A 16,111-nucleotide genomic window follows, 5' to 3' on the forward strand; every position below is an offset into this window, starting at 1 on the left:
CCGGCCCGGCGGCCGCCGCCAGCCGGCGGCCGCCGCCAGCCGGCCGCCCGCCGCGCCGCCGCCCCGTCAGGCCAGCCAGCGGGCCACGTCGGGGGCGTGATAGGTGATGATCCCGTCGGCCCCCGCCCGGCGCATGGCCGTCAGGGCCTCCAGGACCACGGCCCGCTCGTCGATCCAGCCCTGGGCCGCCGCGGCCTTGACCAGGCTGTACTCGCCACTGACATTGTACGCCAGCACCGGCACCGGGAACTGCTCCCGCACCCGGCGGATCACGTCCAGGTACGCCAGGGCCGGCTTGACCATCACCAGGTCGGCCCCCTCCTCCAGGTCCAGGGCCACCTCCCGCAGCGCCTCCCGGGCGTTGGCCGGGTCCATCTGGTGGGTCCGCCGGTCACCGAAGGCCGGCGCCGAGTGGGCGGCCTCCCGGAAGGGGCCGTAGAAGGCGGAGGCGTACTTGACGGCGTAGGAGAGGATCGCCGTCTCCTGGAAGCCCTCCTCGTCCAGGACCCGGCGGATGGCCGCCACCCGCCCGTCCATCATGTCGGAGGGCGCCACCCAGTCCGCTCCCGCCCGGGCGTGGGAAAGGGCGACGCGGGCCAGCTGGTCCAGGGTCGCGTCGTTGTCGATGCGGCCGTCGGCCGTGAGGATGCCGCAGTGGCCGTGGCTGGTGTAGGCGCAAAGGCAGACGTCGGTGATCACCAGAAGCTCCGGGAGGGCGTCCTTCAAGGCCGCCACGGCCTGCTGCACGGCCCCGTCGGGATCGGCCGCCTCGCTGCCGCGCTCGTCCTTCCGGCGCGGCAGGCCGAAGAGCAGGACGGCGCGGATGCCCAGGCCGTAGACCTCCCGGGCCCGTTCCACCGCCCGGTCCACGGAGCGATGCTCCACGCCGGGCATGGAGGGAACCGGTTCCACCACGTCGCGCCCCGGCACCACGAACATCGGGTAGATCAAGCGGTCGACGGTCAGATCCGTCTCCCGCACCAGGCTGCGCACCGCAGGGGTCGCCCGCAGCCGGCGCGGGCGATGCACGGGAAAGGCCATCGGTGTCACCTCGGTTGGTCCGCTCCCGGCGCCGGCGGAACCGGCACGGATCGATCCCGGGGCGAACCCCGGTTCATCCACCGGCGGCGGCTGTCAGGCCCGCCGGTCCGCCATGCTCCTTTCGAGGAGCTTCATCACGAGTCCTTCTGCCGTGTGGCGCGCCGGCACGCCGTCGACGGGCAGGCCCAGGGCGGCGGCCCGCTGGGCCGTGCGGGGGCCGATGCAGATCACCAGGGGGCGGCGGCCCGACCCCGGCCCACCCTCCTGGAAGAACCGGCCCGGCCCGCCGGGGCCTGCCACCTCCGCCAGGGCCTCGGCCGCCGACGGGCTCGCCAGGGTCACCGCGTCCAGCTGCCGGGCCGCGATGCGTTCCAGCAGGGCCGCCGCCTCCTCCCGGCGCAGGATCGTCCGGTAGACCACGGGAGCGCGGAGCTCGGCGCCGGCCCGGACCACGGGAGCCGCCGCGTCCACGGCGGCCCGGTCGCCCCGGGGCCAGATCACCCGCTGGCCCGGGGTGACGTGGCGGGCCAGCTCCTCCCACAGGTGGGCGCCCGTGAAGCGGGCGGGCATCAGGTCGGGACGCAGGCCCGTGGCCTGCCCCAGGTAGCGCCGGGTCGCCTCGCCGACGACCGCCAACCGGGAACCGGCCAGGCTGCGGGCGTCGCGCCCCAGGACCTCCAGCCGCCGGGCCAGGGCTGCCACCCCGTTTCGGCTGGTGAAGACCCACCAGCGGCCGGGGGTCCCGTCCAGCTCCCCGTCCAGCTCGGCCTCCCCGTCGGCCGGCTCGACGGCGATCAGCGGCAGCTCAACCACGTGGGCCCCCATCTGGCGGAGCAGCTCCTCCAGGTCACCGGCCTGGTCGGGCGCCCGGGTGACGGCGATGCGCCACCCCTGAAGGGGCGGCCCTGTGGCGGCGGCCCGGCCGGCACCCGCCGTCTGGCCGGCCTCCCCGCCGCGGTCGGCGGCCCCGCCCTGGTCCGCGGCAACGGCGCCGGGACGGGGGGCCAGGTGCGGGCCCGGACCCGTCGCCACCCCGGGGACCGGGATCACCCCACAGCCGGCGGCAGCCAGGGCTGCCACCTCGGCGGGTGCGATGGCACCCCGCACCAGCCGCAGGGCCCTGAGCCCGGCCCGCACCCACCGGGCCAGGCGGCCGGGGACCTGCTCCGGGGCCAGCCGGCCCGCCACCGCAACCCGCGGGAACGACGGCCCTGCGGGGAGCTCACCGGAGGAACCCGCCCCGCCGCCAGCCGGCGCCACGAGCCACAGGGCGGCGGTGGGAGATCCCCAGGCCGCCACCACGGCCTCCAGGCCGGCGTCGGCCACCACCACCTCGGCCGCCTGGAGCAGCCGGGCCCCCCGTACCGTCAGAAGGCCGGGATCGCCGTCGCCCCCGCCGACCACGTAGACCCAGCCCGGCGGCGCCCAAAGATCGGACGTCCAGGCCTCGTCGCCGTCGGGACCGGACCCGGCGGCCCCGGCCCTGCCCGGTGGGGCGTCCCCCCGGCCCCGGCCCGGGTACCGGCTCGGCTCCGGTGGCGAAGGGGCCGCACCGCCGGGCCGCCCGGCGGGTTCCCCGGGTCCCTCGCGCTCAACGGGCCCGTCCGGTTGCGCCGCCGTCATGGTCGTCCCCTCCCCCGCCGGGACCCGCTCCCTCCCACCGGCCGCCCGCCGGCGCCAGACCGGCAGCCCCGGCCCTGCCGGCCGCCGGGGCGGCCCTCCCGGGTGTGCCGGCGGCCGCCGTGGGCCGGCCCGGAACGCCGGCCGCCGCCCCGGCCGCCGCCAGGACCTGCGCCGCGCCGCGCTCCAGCAGCCGCGCGGCGAGATGCCGGCCCGCCCCCTCGGGGTCCGCCGCGGGACCGGCAACCTCTTCTTCCAGCCAGGGGTGCCCCGCAGGACCCGCCACCAGGCCCCGGATCACGATCCGGTCGCCCTCGATCCGGGCCAGGGCCCCCAGGGGCACCCGGCAGGTCCCGCCCAGTTCCGCCAGGAAGGCCCGCTCCGCCCGAACGGCCAGGGCGACCTCAGGCTGGTTCAGCACGGCCACCCGGCGGCGGACGGCCTCGTCGCCGGCCCGGATCTCGACGGCCAGCGCCCCCTGGCCCGGGGCGGGGAGGAGATCGGCCGGCCCGACGGTGGCGGTGATGCGATGGGCCAGGCCCAGGCGCCGCAGGCCGGCCGCGGCCAGCAGCAGGGCATCCCAGGCCCCTTCGTCCAGGCGCCGCAGCCGGGTGTCCAGGTTGCCGCGGGCCGGTTCCACCACCAGGTCCGGGCGCCGGGCGCGAAGCCACGCCTGGCGCCGCAGGCTGCTGGTCCCGACCCGGGCCCCCGCCGGCAGGGCGGCCAAAGCGGCCTCCAGGCCCGCCGGGGCTGCCCCAGGGACCGCCGGCCCGGCACCCGACGGCGATCCGGGGTCACCCGGCTCGCTCCGGGGACGCGGCAGGACGAGGGCGTCGGCCGGGTCCTCCCGCTGGGGGAAGGCGGCCAGCTCCAGCCCCTCCGGCAGGCGAGTCGGCACGTCCTTGGCGCTATGGACCGCCAGGTCGATCCGCCCGGCCCGCAGGGCTTCCTCCAGCTCCTTGACGAAGGCGCCGGCGGTATCCAGGGCATACAGGGGCCGGGACCGGTTCCGGTCGCCCGCGGTCGTCACCGGCACCAGTTCGACCTCCACCTCGGGGTGATGGGCCTTGAGGCGCTGGGCGACCCACTGGGCCTGGATGCGGGCCAGGGCGCTGGCCCGGGTGCCGATCCGCAGGACCGGGTTCGTCACGATCGTCCCTCCCGGTGACAGGTCCTTCGCCGGCGGGCGGGCTCGCCGCCGGCCGGGCGCGTGCAAAGCCGAGGGCGGCGCCGGGGTGCGACCGGACGGCGAAGGGCAGGGGGCCGGGGTCGGGTCGCGCCTACCCCCTGATGGGCCAGCCACGCCGCTAGCCGTCACAGGATCGCCCCCGCCAGGGGCCGCCCCGTGCGGGGTTCAAAAGTCGTGGCGGGCCGACCAGTGGGGCCCCACCACCAGATAGTTGAGCAGGATGACGGCGAACCCCAGCAAGGAGAGGTAGGCCTGGCGGCGCCCCCGCCAGCCGGCCACCGCCCGCAGGGCCAGGCAGGCGGCGTAGAACAGCCAGACCCCGGCGCTGGCCAGGACCTTGCCGTCCCGGGCCCACGCGGCGCCCCAGACCCGCCCGGCCTGCAGGCTGCCGCTGGCCAGGGCCAGGGTGAGCAGGGCGAACCCGCTGCCCACCAGCCACCAGCAGGCCCGGTCCATGTCCTCCAGGGCCGGCAGGTGGCGGTACAGCCGGCTGAACACCTTGACCCGCAGCTGCCGTTCCTGCAGCAGGTACATGGCCGCCAGGGCCGAAGCCAGGCCGAAGGCGCCGTAGCTCAAAAGGGCGATGACGGCGTGGAGCCACACCCAGGGGCTCGACGAAAGCAGCCCTGCGGCTCCCGGGGAAAGCAGCCCGGTGGCCCCCGGCGGGACGAACCCGCCCGCCAGCCCCGCCCCGGCAGCCGGTCCCAGGCCCCCGCCGGGGCCCGGCCCAGCCCCTGGCCCCGGCACGCCCCCCGACTCGGGCCAGCCTGCCGCCGGCGGGCTGCCGGGAACCCCGCCTCCCGCCGGGATGGCCCCCGGGGGCGGCACCGCCCCGGCGGCCACCAGCACCAGGAGGATCACCACCGGGGGCAACATGAAGGCCCCCAGGGGGCGCAGGGCCAGCAGGGACTCCAGCACCAGCCCGTTGAGGACCCACGCCCAGCTGAGGAAGAAGACCGAGCCCTGGGAGCTCAGGAAGGGGATGGTGCCGTGGGCCACCTGCCAGGCCAGGAGGAGGGTGTGCAGGCCCCAGGTGACCCGGGCGAGCCACCGCGCCGGGGCCTCCCGGGCCAGGCCGGCCAGCGCCCAGGCGTGCCAGCCGGCGGCTGCCAGGTACCCCAGGGTGACGGCCACATAGCCCCATGCCAGCGCGCCCTGCACCCGGCCTCACCCTCCGCTCACGCCGGGGCGCCGGTGCCTCCGCCGGCCCGCCGCGGCGAGGCCGGGAGCCGGACCACAGCAGGGCCACGGGCCGCCTCGCCGGCGGGCTCGCCGCTGCCCCGGCCAGCCCGCCCGGCCGCCGGGGCCGGCGCCCCCGCGGCGACGGCCGCCCCGCCCCCACCCCGGCCGGCCGCGGGCTCCTGGCGGGCGCCCTCCGGGCGGGCCGGCGCCGAGCGCTGGCCCGCGGGGCCGGGTTCGTCCAGGGCGAAGAGCTGGCTGAAGGCCTCATCAAGGTAGACCGGACCGTGACCGCCCGCCACGGCCTCCTTGAGGCGCACCATGGGGTCGTTGAGCAGCTTGTTGACGATGAGCCGGGTGAGGCCGTCGATCACCTGGCGGTCCCGCTCGCTGAGATGGGGCAGCTTGCGCAGCGCCCGGGCCAGCTCCTCCTGGCGCATCGCCTCGGCCTTGGCGCGCAGGGAGCGGATCAGCGGGACCACGTCCAGGCTGTGCAGCCACCCTTCGAACTGGCGCACCTCGTCGTCCACCATGGCCTCGACCCGGGCCGCCTCCTCCCGCCGCAGGCGGAGGTTCGCCTCGACCACCGACTGCAGGTCGTCGATGTCATAAAGGAAGACCCCGTCCAGCCGGCCCGCCGCCGGCTCCACGTCCCGCGGGACGGCGATGTCGACCAGCAGCAAGGGCCGCCCCCGGCGGCGGCGCATGGCCGCCCGGACCATGGCGGCGGTGATCAGGGGGCGGCCGGCGCCCGTGGAGGCGATGACCACGTCGCACCGGGCCAGGGCCTCGGGCAGTTCCGCCAGGGGGACGGCTTCGCCGCCGAAGCGGGCCGCCAGCTGCCGGCCCCGCTCCAAAGTGCGGTTGGCCACTACCAGGCGGCAGCCGCCCTCCTCCGCCAGGCTGCGGGCAGCCAGCTCCGCCGTCTCCCCGGCGCCGACCAGCAAGACGGGGCGGCCGTCCAGGTGACCGAAGACCTTGCGGGCCAGTTCCACCGCCACGTAGCTGACGGACACGGCGTGCTGGCTGATGCCCGTCTCAGCCCGCGCCCGCTTTCCCACCGCCAGCGCCTGCTGGAAGAGGCCGTGCAGCACCTTGCCGCAGGTGCCCGCCGCCGCCGCCCCGTGATAGGCCTCCCGCACCTGGCCCAGGATCTGGCTCTCGCCGAGGACCATCGAATCGAGGCCGGCCGCGACCCGGAACAGGTGACGGGCGGCCGCGGCGTCGTCCCGGGTATAGAGGTAGGCCTCCAGCTCCTCGGGCGGCATGCCGGCCCAGCGGGCCAGCACCTCCCCCACCTGGCGCCGGCCCTGCCCGGGGTGGTCCGTGGCGGCGTAGACCTCCACCCGGTTGCAGGTGGAGACCAGGACCACCTCGTCCACCGCCGGGCAGGCGGCCAGCTCGGCCAGGGCCGGGCCCAGGCCCTCGTCGGCCACGGCCAGCCGCTCGCGCACGGCCACCGGGGCCGTCCGATGGTTCATCCCTACGACGATCACGCCCATTGCGGTCGCCGTCCCTCATGCAAGCAGACGATGCCCGCCGACATCCGCCAGAAGCGGACGCCCTCCAGGCCCGCGGCCGCCATGCGGGCGGCCAGTTCCTCCGCCCCGGGGAAACCCCGCACCGACAGGGGCAGCCAGGCGTACGGATCGGGGCCCGGTCCCCGCCAGCGGCGGGCAGCCCAGCGGCCCATGGCCGGCACCACCCGCTCGAAGTACCACCGGAAGGGGATCCGCACCCAAGGCCAGGGACTGTGGGACAGCTCCAGGATCAGGACCCGGCCGCCGGGGCGGGTGACCCGCACCATCTCGGCCAGGGCCCGGTCCAGGTCGGCCACGTTGCGCAGGGCGAAGCCCATGGTCACCAGGTCGAACCGGCCCTCGCCAAAGGGCAGGTTCAAGGCGTCGCCCTGCACCAGTTCGACCCGGCCCGACACGCCCAGGCGCTCCATCCGCTGCCGGGCGATGCCCAGCATGCCGGCCGAGAAGTCAAGCCCCGTAACGCGGCCGGCCGCTCCCACCCGCCGGGCCAGCATGGCGGTGATCTCCCCGGTCCCGCACGCCACGTCCAGCACCTCGGCCTGATCCAGGGGCAGTTCCTCCAGCCGGCGGCGCAAGCGCCACTGCCAGTACCGCCACTGGCCCAGGGTCATCAGCAGGTTCATCCGGTCGTAGCCGGGCGCGATGGTGTCAAAGAGCTCCCGGATGTACGAGGCCTTGTCGGCGCCCCCCGCCGGGGCCGGGCGGTTCACCCCCATGGGCGTCCCTTCCTCACCAGTGATTCGCATGGGGCTTGCCGGCCGTCACCGCAGGGCTTCCCGCACGCCTTCACCGCAGGGCTTCCCGCACCAGGTCGGCCACCTGCCACGGCAGGGCGGCCACGCGGGCGCCGGCCGCCTCCAGGGCCTCCACCTTGCTCTGGTAGGTGCCGCGGCCCCGCTCGATGATCGCGCCGGCGTGGCCCATCCGCTTCCCCGGCGGCGCGTGCTTGCCCGCCAGGTAGGCGACGACGGGCTTGTTCATCCCCTTGATGTACTCGGCCGCCTCCTCCTCGGCGGTGCCGCCGATCTCGCCGACCAGGACGACGGCCTCCGTCTCCTTGTCCTGCTCGAACATCTTCAGGACGTCGATGAAGGAGAGGCCGACCACCCGGTCGCCGCCCATGCCGACCACCGTGGACTGGCCAAAGCCGGCCTGGCTTAGGGAGGCGGCGATCTCATAGGAAAGCGTACCACTGCGGGCCACGATGCCGATCCGGCCGGGGGTGTAGATGTGATTGGGCATGATCCCGATCTTGCTCTTGCCGGGGGAGATCACCCCGAAGGTGTTGGGCCCGATGATGGTCGCCCCCTTGAGCCGGGCCCGGGCCATGATCTCCATGGCGTCGTGCAGGGGCACGTGCTCGGTGATGGCCACCACCAGCTTGATCCCCGCCTCCAGGGCCTCCAGGACCGCGTCCTTGGTGAAGGGAGCGGGCACGAAGATGACGGAGGCCGTGGCGCCGTGCTTCTCCACCGCCGCCTCCACGGTGTCGTAGACCGGGACGCCGCGGACCTCCTGGCCCTCCTTGCCCGGCGAGACCCCGGCCACCACGCGGGTGCCGTATTCGATCATCTGGCCGGTGTGGAAGCTGCCCTGATGGCCCGTGATGCCCTGGACCACCACCCGGGTCCGCTCGTCGATCAGGATGGCCATTTACCGCTCCCCTCCCTGCCGGGCCAGCTCGACCGCCTTGCGGGCGGCCTCGCCCATGTCCCGGAAGGCTTCGATGCCGTGTTCCCGCAGGATCGCCACGCCCTTGTCCTCGTTGGTGCCGACCAGCCGCACCACCAGCGGCACGGGGATCCCCTGCTGCTGCTTGACGGTCACGATGGCGTTGGCCACGTCGTCGCAGCGGGTGATGCCGCCGAAGATGTTGACGAAGATCGCCTTGGGGTTGGTCGACACCAGCACCGCCATGGCCTTGGCCATGGGCTCGACGGCCGCGCCGCCGCCGGCGTCCAGGAAGTTCATCGCCCGGCCGCCGTATTCGGCCAGCACGTCGATGGTCGCCATGGTGATGCCGGCGCCGTTGGCCATGACGGCGATGTCGCCGTCCAGCTCCACGTAGGAGAGGCCGATCTCCCGGACCCGCCGCTCCAGCTCCGTCGCTTCGCTGACCTCCGGCAGGTCCTCATGCCGGAAGCGGCTGTCGTCGTCGATGTTCAGCCGCCCGTCGGCGGCGATCAGCCGGTCGCCGGAGATGACCAGGGGGTTGATCTCCACCAGCTCGGCGTCATAGTCCCGGAAGACCCGGTAGAGCCGGGTGAGCAGGTCGGTGAACTGGCGGGCGATGGCCCCTTCCAGCCCCAGGCGCCGGGCGATGCCGCGGGCGAAGTAGGGGTAAAGGCCCAGGGTGATGTCCACCGGGCGCTTGACGATGTCCTTCTCCGGCACCTCTTCGATGTTGATGCCGCCGTGGACCGAGGCGATGACCAGCGGCGACTTCCGCCCCGTGTCGACGGCGATGCCCAGGTAGAGCTCCCGTTCGATGCGCAACTTCTCCTCGACCAGGACCCGCTCGACCCGGTAGCCCCGCACCTCCTGGCCCAGCAGGCCGGCCGCCACCTCCCGCGCCTCCTCGGGGGAGTCGGCGAAGCGGATGCCGCCCGCCTTGCCGCGGCCCCCGGCCAGGACCTGGGACTTCACCGCCACGGGACCGCCGATCTCCGCGGCGACCTGGGCCGCCTCGTCGGGCGTGGCGGCCACCCGGCCACGGGGCGTGGGGATGCCCCGCTGGCGGAAGACCTCCTTGGCCATGTACTCGAAGAACTTCAACGACGCTCACCTCGCAGGGAGGGTGTTGGACGAACCGGCGGCCAGCCGGGCCCGCACCGCCTCGACCCGGGCGGCCGTCTCCCGGGCCACCTGGGCCGGGTCCCGGGGACGGCGGGCGACCCCCGTGGCCACGGCCGCCTCGGCTACGGCGGCCGCGACCGCCGGGGCGACCCGCGGGTCCCCCGCCGCCGGGATGATGTAGTCGGGTGCCAGGCGGTCCGGTTCCACCAGCCGGGCGATGGCCCGGGCCGCGGCCTGCTTCATGGCCTCGTTGATCTCCCGGGCGCGCACGTCCAGGGCGCCCCGGAATACGCCCGGGAAGGCCAGGACGTTGTTGATCTGGTTGGGGAAGTCCGACCGGCCCGTGCAGACGACCCGGGCTCCCGCCGCCGCGGCCTCGTCGGGGAAGATCTCCGGCGTCGGGTTCGCCATGGCCATGACGATGGCCCCGGGCGCCATGCGGCGGACCATTTCCGGCGTCACCGCCCCGGCCCGGGATAGGCCGATGAAGACGTCGGCCCCCACCAGGACGTCGGCCAGCTCGCCCTTGAGCCCCGCCGGGTTGCTGCGTTCGGCCAGCCGCTGCTTGTACGGGTTCATCCCGTAGGGGCGGCCGGGGTAGATCGCCCCGCGGCTGTCACAGAGCACCAGGTCCCGGGCCCCCATGTCCAGCAGCAGCTGGCTGGTGGCGATGCCGGCGGCGCCCGCCCCGTTGACCACGATGCGGATGCCGTCCAGGGGCTTGCCCACCACCCGCAGGGCGTTGATCAGGGCGGCGGCGGTCACGATGGCGGTGCCGTGCTGGTCGTCGTGGAAGACCGGGATGTCCAGCTCGGCCCGCAGCCGCGCCTCGACCTCGAAACAGCGGGGTGCGGCGATGTCCTCCAGGTTGATGCCGCCGAAGCTGGGCGCCAGGGCGGCCACCAGTTCCACCAGCCGTCCCACCTCCCGCGCGTCGACGCAGAGGGGGACCGCGTCCACGGCCGCGTAGAGCTTGAACAGGATGGCCTTGCCCTCCATGACGGGCAAGGCCGCCGCGGGCCCGATGTCCCCGAGCCCAAGGACGGCCGATCCGTCGGACACCACCGCCACCAGGTTGCCCCGGGCCGTCAGCTCAAAGGCCTCGTCGGGATCGGCGGCGATCAGGCGGCACGGCTCGGCCACCCCGGGGGTGTAGGCCAGGCTGAGGTCGCGGCTGTCCCGCAAGGGCACCTTGCTGGCGATCTCGATCTTGCCCCGGGCCTGCCGGTGCAGGGCGACCGCCTCGGCCCGCAGGACGTCGTCGTGCTCGTGGGAAAGGGATCCGGCCACCGCCTCGCATCTCCTCTTCCGTCGGCCGGCCGGCGCGGTGCCCGTCCCGCACCGGTCCCGGGCTCCTGCGGCCGCCGGCCAGGCCCCGCCGCCGGGACCCGGCCGGCCGCGGGGCCCGCATCCGACTCACAGGCTCAGCTTCGACAGGGTCTCCCGCACGTCGGCAGCCGACCGGGCGAAGGCCTGGCGCTCCTCCTCGGTCAGTTCGATCTCCAGGATCTTCTCGATGCCGCCGCCGCCCAGAACCACCGGGACACCCATGAAGATCCCCGACTCGCCGTATTCTCCCTCCAGGTAGGCCGACACCGGCAGCACCCGCTTCCGATCCCGCAGGATCGCCTCGACCATCTCCGCCATGGCCGCGCCGGGGGCGAAGAAGGCGGAGCCCGTCTTCAGCAGCCGGACGATCTCCGCCCCGCCGTCCCGGGTCCGCTGCACCAGCTCGTCGATCTTCTCCTTGGGCAGCAGTTGGGTCACGGGGATCCCGCCCACGTGGGTATAGCGGGGCAGGGGCACCATCGAGTCGCCGTGGCCGCCCAGGACCAGGGCGTGGACGTCCTCGAAGGAGACGTTGAGCTCGCGGGCGATGAAGGTGCGGAAGCGGGCCGAATCCAGGATGCCGGACTGGCCCATCACCCGGTGCTTGGGGAAGCCGCTGACCTTGTAGGCCACGTAGCACATGACGTCCAGCGGGTTCGTCAGGATGATCAGGTAGGCGTCGGGCGAGTACCGCGCCACCTGGGCGGTGATGTCCCGGACGATGCCGGTATTGATGTTGACCAGGTCGTCGCGGCTCATGCCGGGCTTGCGGGCAGCGCCGGCGGTGATGACCACCACGTCGGACCCCGCCGTATCGGCGTAGTCGTTGGACCCGGTGAGGATCGTGTCGAAGCCCTCCACCGGAGCGGCCTGCATCAGGTCCAGGGCCTTGCCCTGGGGCATGCCTTCCACCACGTCGACCAGGACGATGTCGGCCACCTGCTTGATGGCCAGCCAGTGGGCCAGGGCGGCACCGGTGTTGCCGGCGCCGACGATGCTGACCTTCGGTCGCTTCAAGGTCGCCTCCCCCTCCACACGGGAATCCGGCTGCAACGGACCGCGCCCGGCGCGGCGTTCCGGCCCGGGCAGGCCAGGGCGTCGCGGTGGTCCGGCGACGGGAGGAACCGCCGCCGGCCGGCCGCTAGGCGCCGGCCCCCGTGCCGGGCGCCCGCTCCGACCGCGGGGCTGGGGCCTCCAGGCGGCCCAGCTGGCGCTCCAGCTCGCCGAGCCGGCGCACCAGGCGCCAGACGTAGGCGAAGAGCAGGCCGAAGGCCGCCGTATAGGCCCAAAAGAGGTACACCAGAAGCTGTTGATCCAGTTCCGGCGTGATCGGTGGCACGCTACCCCTCCTCCGCCCGAGCCCGCATCCGCTCGCGCACGGCGTCGGCCAGCCGGGCCAGGCGCAGCCGCTGGTTGAGCAGAAGGAAGAAGAACAAGGTGAAGGCCCCCACCGCGGCTTGCAGCGCCAGGCGCATGGCGGGGTCCAGGTTCATCTCGGCACCGTCGCGCAGGACCGGGTGAATCGACGTCCACCACACCGAGGACATGTAGACGATGGGGACGTTGAGGAACCCGGCGATGCCGAGGACCGCGGCATACCGCCCGCGGGCCGCGGGGTCGTCGACGGCCGCACGGATCAGCAGGTAGCCGGCGTAGAGGAACCAGAGGATCAAGGTCGTGGTCAGCTTGGGGTCCCACGTCCACCAGACGCCCCACACGGCCCGGGCCCAGAGGGACCCCATGATCAGGGTGATGGTGGTGAACAGGACGCCCAGCTCGGCGGCCGCCTCGGCCAGCCGGTCCCAGCGCCGCAACCCCCGGCGCAGGTAGGCGATGGAGGCTGCGAACACCAGGGCGAAGGCGAGGAAGGCGACCCAGGCCGTCGCCACGTGGAAATAGAAGATGCGCTGGACGTTGCCCATCACCCGTTCGGGCGGCGCGTAGAGGAAGGCCATGTACAGGGCACCGACCAGCGCGCCGTAGGTTGTCACCGTCCATGCTGCCGCCAGGCGTGACATGGCTCGCCTCCTAGCGGGCTACGACGAAGTCGAACAGCAGGGCGCCGGCGACCAGGAACATGGTATCATACACCGCCAGCACCCGAAACCAAAGGGCCGCCTGTTCGGGAACGCCCGCCAGGGCCGCCCCCGCGGCCTGCACGGCCCCCAGCAACACCGGCGCCGTCAAGGGGAAGAGGAGCACCGGCAACAGCGCCTCCCGCCCCCGTACCGCGGCCGTCAGCGCCCCCAGGAGGGTGCCCACGGCCGCCAGGCCCGCCGAACCCAGCACCAGCACAAGCCCGAAGGACTCCCAGCGCGGCGCCCCGTGGAAGCCGAGCCAGGCCAGGACCACCGGCGCCAGCAGCAGTTCCAGGGCTAGCAACTGGAATCCCTGGGCCGCGACCCGCGCCAGGTAGAGCAGGCTGCGGTCGACAGGGGCCAGCAGCAGCCCGTCCAGCGTGCCCCGGTCGGCATCCCGGGCGAAGGCTCGCCCGAAGAGCAGGACCGCCGTGAAGTAGAAGGCGACCCACACCAGGCCGCCCATCAAGGGGGTCAGGGCGTTCCGCCCGGGGTCCAGGGCAAAGGCCAGGGCGACCCCCACCAGCAGGACGAAGGTGGCCAGGTTGGCCAGCCCTTCCCGGCGCCGCCACTCCTGCCGGAGATCGTGGCCGATCAGAACGGCCAGCACCGCCGCGGCCCGGCCCGCCGGCCGGTCTCGCTGCGCCGGTGGCCGGTCCTGCACCGGGCCGGGGGCCCGGAGGGGCACCCCGGCGTCCCCGGCGTCCGGGGAACGGGAGAAAGGACGGCCTCGGCCGTCGCCTGGGGCCGGGCGGCCGCCCCCGGCCCGCACCGGATCAGCGGAGCGTCCCCGGCCCCCCTCCCCGTCGCCCCCCCTGGGGACCGGCCAGCGTCCCCCGGGCGCCAGTGGGGTCCGCCCCGGTCCCTGAAGGGCCAGCCACCCTTCCAGCGTGGACGCGTCCAGTTCCCCCGAGGGAACCGGTTGACCCTGCCCGCCGGCCAGCAAGAAGACCTGGTCGGCCAGCGCCAGGGCCCGGCGGGGCTCGTGGAGCACCACCACCGCCGTGCCGCCTTCCGCCGTGTGACCCCGCAACAGGTCCTCCAGCAGCCGGGCCGCCGGTGCGTCGAGCCCCGTGAAGGGCTCGTCCCACAGCCAGAGGCGCGGGCGGTGGACCATGGCCCGGGCCACTTCCAGGCGCTGGGCGAGGCCGCGGGAAAGCTGGCCCGCGGGCCGGTCCGCCACCCCGGCCAGGCCCAGGCGGTCGAGCAAATGGCGGGCCCGTTCCTCCGCCTCGCCCGCGGCCAGCCCGTAGAGCCGGCCGAAGAAGACCAGGTTCTCCTGCGCTGTCAGCTCGGGGTAGCAGAGGGGCCGGTGGCCCACGTACCCCACCTGGCGCCGCCACCCCGGGTCCCCGGGATGGGCCCGCCGACCGGCCACCCAGACCGTGCCCCGGCTGGGCAGGAGCAGGCCTGCCATCACCTGGAGCAGGGTCGTCTTGCCGGCACCGTTGGGGCCCATCACCACGCCGACGGTCCCGGCGTCCAGCCGCCAGGTCAGGGACCGGAAGACGACCTGCTCGCCAAAGGACCGCTCGATCCCCTGGACTTCCAGCACGGGCACGAGCGCGGCCGGCGGAGGAAGGCTCGGCGCGGGGCTCTCGGCTGGGACCGGACCGGCGCGGCCGTCCCTCACCCCGACGTCGCCTCCCCCCGGGAGGTCCCGGTCCCCGCCGCCGGGGACCCGGCCGGCACGGCTCCGCCCTCTGCCGCCCATCCCCGGCGGGTCGCCACCACCGCCGCCTCTACCAGCCGCCGGCGTTCCTCCTGGTAGACGGCCTCCGGCACGTCGCCTGCCGCAAAGGCCCGGTCCAGTTCGACGATGGCCTCGATCAAGCGGCGGCGGCGCCCCCGCCACCGGGCTGGGCTGTTCCACCAGCGGGCGGCACCAAAGCCCGCCAGGGTCAAAAGGACCCCGGCCCCCGCCAGGGCCGCCGCCCCGGCCCATCCTCCCGGCACGGCCGCCGCGCCGGTCCCCGGCCCCGCCACCGCGCCACCGCCACCGCCCGGGGCCGTCGCGGCGGGCGGTTCCCCGGCCGCCGGCCCACCCGCGGTCCCAGGAGCGCCGGCCGTCATGCCGGGCGGCATCAACTGGACGGTGTACGGGCCGGGCCCCAGCGGCCCGGCCGCCCACACCGCCAGGTCCGTCCCCGCCATGCCCAGCTGGTCCCCGGAGACACGGCCCGCCGGGTTCAGGCCTTCCCCCTGGGCCACCAGCTCGCCCTCCACCGTCATCACCACGAGTCGTCCCACCGCCGCGGGGAGCTGGATGGGCAGCCGCCCCCGGGTCGCCCGGGTATCGGCCACGAAGGCATAGGCGTAATCACGGCTCTGCCCCGGGGCGGGAGGCGCCCCATCGACCAGGCTGCTCCCGTCCCAGCGCAGGCCCTCGGGCAGGGGTCCGGCCGGCTGGGCCGACCCCAGGGACGGCAGGGGGAGCGCCGCACCGCCGGCCGTCCCCGGCCCCCCGCCGCCCCAGCGGGCGAGGAACAGCACGGCCATGCCCCGGCCCGAGGGGTCCGGCCGCACCACCACGGTGACCTGCTGCCAGGGCGCGTTCCCCGCCGCCTCGGCGCCCCCCGCCGAGCCGGTCGGTGCGGGGTTGGCCCCCCCTGAGCCCTGGCCGCCCGCGGCCGCGGCGCTCCGGACCACGCCCCCGGCCAGGAGGGCCAGCACGAAAACCGCCACCAGGATGGTGGCGGTGCAGCGCCGCCCGGGGCGACCCGACCCCATGGCCGTCCCTCTTTCCGCGCCCCTCGTTCCTTCCATCGTCAAGGACACCCGTTCCCACCCACGCCGGCCGGCCCGCCCCGGCACCCCCGCCGGGCCCATCACCGGGCCGCCTGGGTTCCCGCCGCCTCGTACTTGGACGGGCACTTGACCATCACCCGGTCGGCCACCAGGGTATCCCCCTGGAGCCGCCCCTCGACCACCACGTCCACGCCGTCCTGCAGCAGGTCGGGCTTGACGCCCTGGTACACCACGGGCAGCGCCCGGCCCGAGTCCCCCGCCATGGCGAACCGCAGGGTGACCTCTTCGACGGCCCAGTCCACGGTGCCGGGTTCCACCTTCCCGTGGACGCGGACGAACCGGCCGCCCAGACCCGGGGCCTGGTCGAGGGCCTGGTCCACCGAGAGGTAGTAGGTCTTGGCGCTCTGGAAACCCATCAGCGAGAGGTACGCGATGCCCGCGATCACCACCAGCACCGCCGCGGCCAGTTTCACCCGGATGGACAACGCCGTCACCGCCCTGTGCAGGTCTTGGCACGGTCACCCGATTATAGTCCCAGCGTTCCCGGCGGAACAACCGGGCGCGGGCCCGACCCTGGCCGCGGGGCCCAG

General features: G+C 75.0%; 15 protein-coding genes. All 15 read right to left on the reverse strand.

Features of this window, described 5'->3' with window-relative positions; translation table 11 throughout:
* Positions 1–66: 66 nt before the first annotated feature.
* The 15 genes from hemB to ACYQ02_RS04185 all read right to left on the reverse strand — a co-directional run bounded on the left by hemB (position 67) and on the right by ACYQ02_RS04185 (position 16,006).
* On the reverse strand, positions 67–1,041 hold the full coding sequence (hemB, locus tag ACYQ02_RS04115; RefSeq protein WP_460039164.1) for a porphobilinogen synthase: 975 nt from the start codon (positions 1,039–1,041) through the stop codon (positions 67–69).
* Positions 1,042–1,134: 93 nt separating this feature from the next.
* Positions 1,135–2,664 carry a uroporphyrinogen-III synthase gene (locus ACYQ02_RS04120; RefSeq protein ID WP_460039165.1) on the reverse strand — a complete coding sequence of 510 codons (1,530 nt, stop codon included), beginning with the start codon at positions 2,662–2,664 and terminating at the stop codon, positions 1,135–1,137.
* Positions 2,633–3,811, reverse strand: coding sequence for a hydroxymethylbilane synthase (gene hemC, locus ACYQ02_RS04125; RefSeq protein WP_460039166.1), 1,179 nt, complete (start codon positions 3,809–3,811; stop codon positions 2,633–2,635). The genes ACYQ02_RS04120 and hemC overlap by 32 nt, the downstream gene beginning before the upstream one ends.
* 204 nt (positions 3,812–4,015) lie before the next feature.
* Positions 4,016–5,011: a cytochrome C assembly family protein gene (locus ACYQ02_RS04130; protein ID WP_460039167.1), complete on the reverse strand. Its 996-nt coding sequence runs from the start codon at positions 5,009–5,011 to the stop codon at positions 4,016–4,018.
* A gap of 17 nt (positions 5,012–5,028) precedes the next feature.
* Positions 5,029–6,531, reverse strand: a complete 1,503-nt coding sequence (hemA, locus tag ACYQ02_RS04135) for a glutamyl-tRNA reductase (protein ID WP_460039168.1) — start codon at positions 6,529–6,531, stop codon at positions 5,029–5,031.
* On the reverse strand, positions 6,522–7,286 hold the full coding sequence (locus ACYQ02_RS04140) for a class I SAM-dependent methyltransferase (RefSeq protein WP_460039169.1): 765 nt from the start codon (positions 7,284–7,286) through the stop codon (positions 6,522–6,524). Before ACYQ02_RS04140 ends, hemA begins: the two co-directional genes overlap by 10 nt.
* A 70-nt stretch (positions 7,287–7,356) precedes the next feature.
* Positions 7,357–8,223: a succinate--CoA ligase subunit alpha gene (sucD, locus tag ACYQ02_RS04145; protein WP_460039170.1), complete on the reverse strand. Its 867-nt coding sequence runs from the start codon at positions 8,221–8,223 to the stop codon at positions 7,357–7,359.
* Positions 8,224–9,345, reverse strand: a complete 1,122-nt coding sequence (sucC, locus tag ACYQ02_RS04150; RefSeq protein ID WP_460039171.1) for an ADP-forming succinate--CoA ligase subunit beta — start codon at positions 9,343–9,345, stop codon at positions 8,224–8,226.
* 6 nt (positions 9,346–9,351) lie between these two features.
* Positions 9,352–10,656 carry an NAD(P)-dependent malic enzyme gene (locus tag ACYQ02_RS04155; RefSeq protein ID WP_460039172.1) on the reverse strand — a complete coding sequence of 435 codons (1,305 nt, stop codon included), beginning with the start codon at positions 10,654–10,656 and terminating at the stop codon, positions 9,352–9,354.
* Between the two features lie 126 nt (positions 10,657–10,782).
* Complete coding sequence (gene mdh, locus ACYQ02_RS04160; RefSeq protein ID WP_460039173.1) at positions 10,783–11,712, reverse strand: malate dehydrogenase; 930 nt, start codon at positions 11,710–11,712, stop codon at positions 10,783–10,785.
* 124 nt (positions 11,713–11,836) lie between these two features.
* Entirely contained in the window at positions 11,837–12,034 is a 198-nt protein-coding gene (locus ACYQ02_RS04165) for a CcmD family protein (protein ID WP_460039174.1), read from the reverse strand.
* A 1-nt stretch (position 12,035) separates the two neighbouring features.
* Positions 12,036–12,713 (reverse strand): cytochrome c biogenesis protein, encoded by a 678-nt coding sequence (locus tag ACYQ02_RS04170; protein WP_460039175.1) that lies wholly within the window; start codon positions 12,711–12,713, stop codon positions 12,036–12,038.
* A gap of 10 nt (positions 12,714–12,723) precedes the next feature.
* Positions 12,724–14,406: a heme ABC exporter ATP-binding protein CcmA gene (ccmA, locus tag ACYQ02_RS04175; RefSeq protein WP_460039176.1), complete on the reverse strand. Its 1,683-nt coding sequence runs from the start codon at positions 14,404–14,406 to the stop codon at positions 12,724–12,726.
* Positions 14,403–15,503 carry a hypothetical protein gene (locus tag ACYQ02_RS04180; RefSeq protein WP_460039177.1) on the reverse strand — a complete coding sequence of 367 codons (1,101 nt, stop codon included), beginning with the start codon at positions 15,501–15,503 and terminating at the stop codon, positions 14,403–14,405. The genes ccmA and ACYQ02_RS04180 overlap by 4 nt, the downstream gene beginning before the upstream one ends.
* 98 nt (positions 15,504–15,601) lie before the next feature.
* Complete coding sequence (locus tag ACYQ02_RS04185; protein ID WP_460039178.1) at positions 15,602–16,006, reverse strand: cytochrome c maturation protein CcmE; 405 nt, start codon at positions 16,004–16,006, stop codon at positions 15,602–15,604.
* Between the last annotated feature and the right edge of the window lie 105 nt (positions 16,007–16,111).

It is taken from the genome of Thermaerobacter litoralis (genome assembly GCF_054654595.1).

Coding starts and splice junctions, on each gene's coding strand:
- hemB (WP_460039164.1), bottom strand. CDS start 1,041: ATGGCCTTTCCCGTGCATCGCCCGCGCCGGCTGCGGGCGACCCCTGCG.
- ACYQ02_RS04120 (WP_460039165.1), bottom strand. CDS start 2,664: ATGACGGCGGCGCAACCGGACGGGCCCGTTGAGCGCGAGGGACCCGGG.
- hemA (WP_460039168.1), bottom strand. CDS start 6,531: ATGGGCGTGATCGTCGTAGGGATGAACCATCGGACGGCCCCGGTGGCC.
- ACYQ02_RS04140 (WP_460039169.1), bottom strand. CDS start 7,286: ATGGGGGTGAACCGCCCGGCCCCGGCGGGGGGCGCCGACAAGGCCTCG.
- sucD (WP_460039170.1), bottom strand. CDS start 8,223: ATGGCCATCCTGATCGACGAGCGGACCCGGGTGGTGGTCCAGGGCATC.
- ACYQ02_RS04170 (WP_460039175.1), bottom strand. CDS start 12,713: ATGTCACGCCTGGCGGCAGCATGGACGGTGACAACCTACGGCGCGCTG.
- ACYQ02_RS04180 (WP_460039177.1), bottom strand. CDS start 15,503: ATGGGGTCGGGTCGCCCCGGGCGGCGCTGCACCGCCACCATCCTGGTG.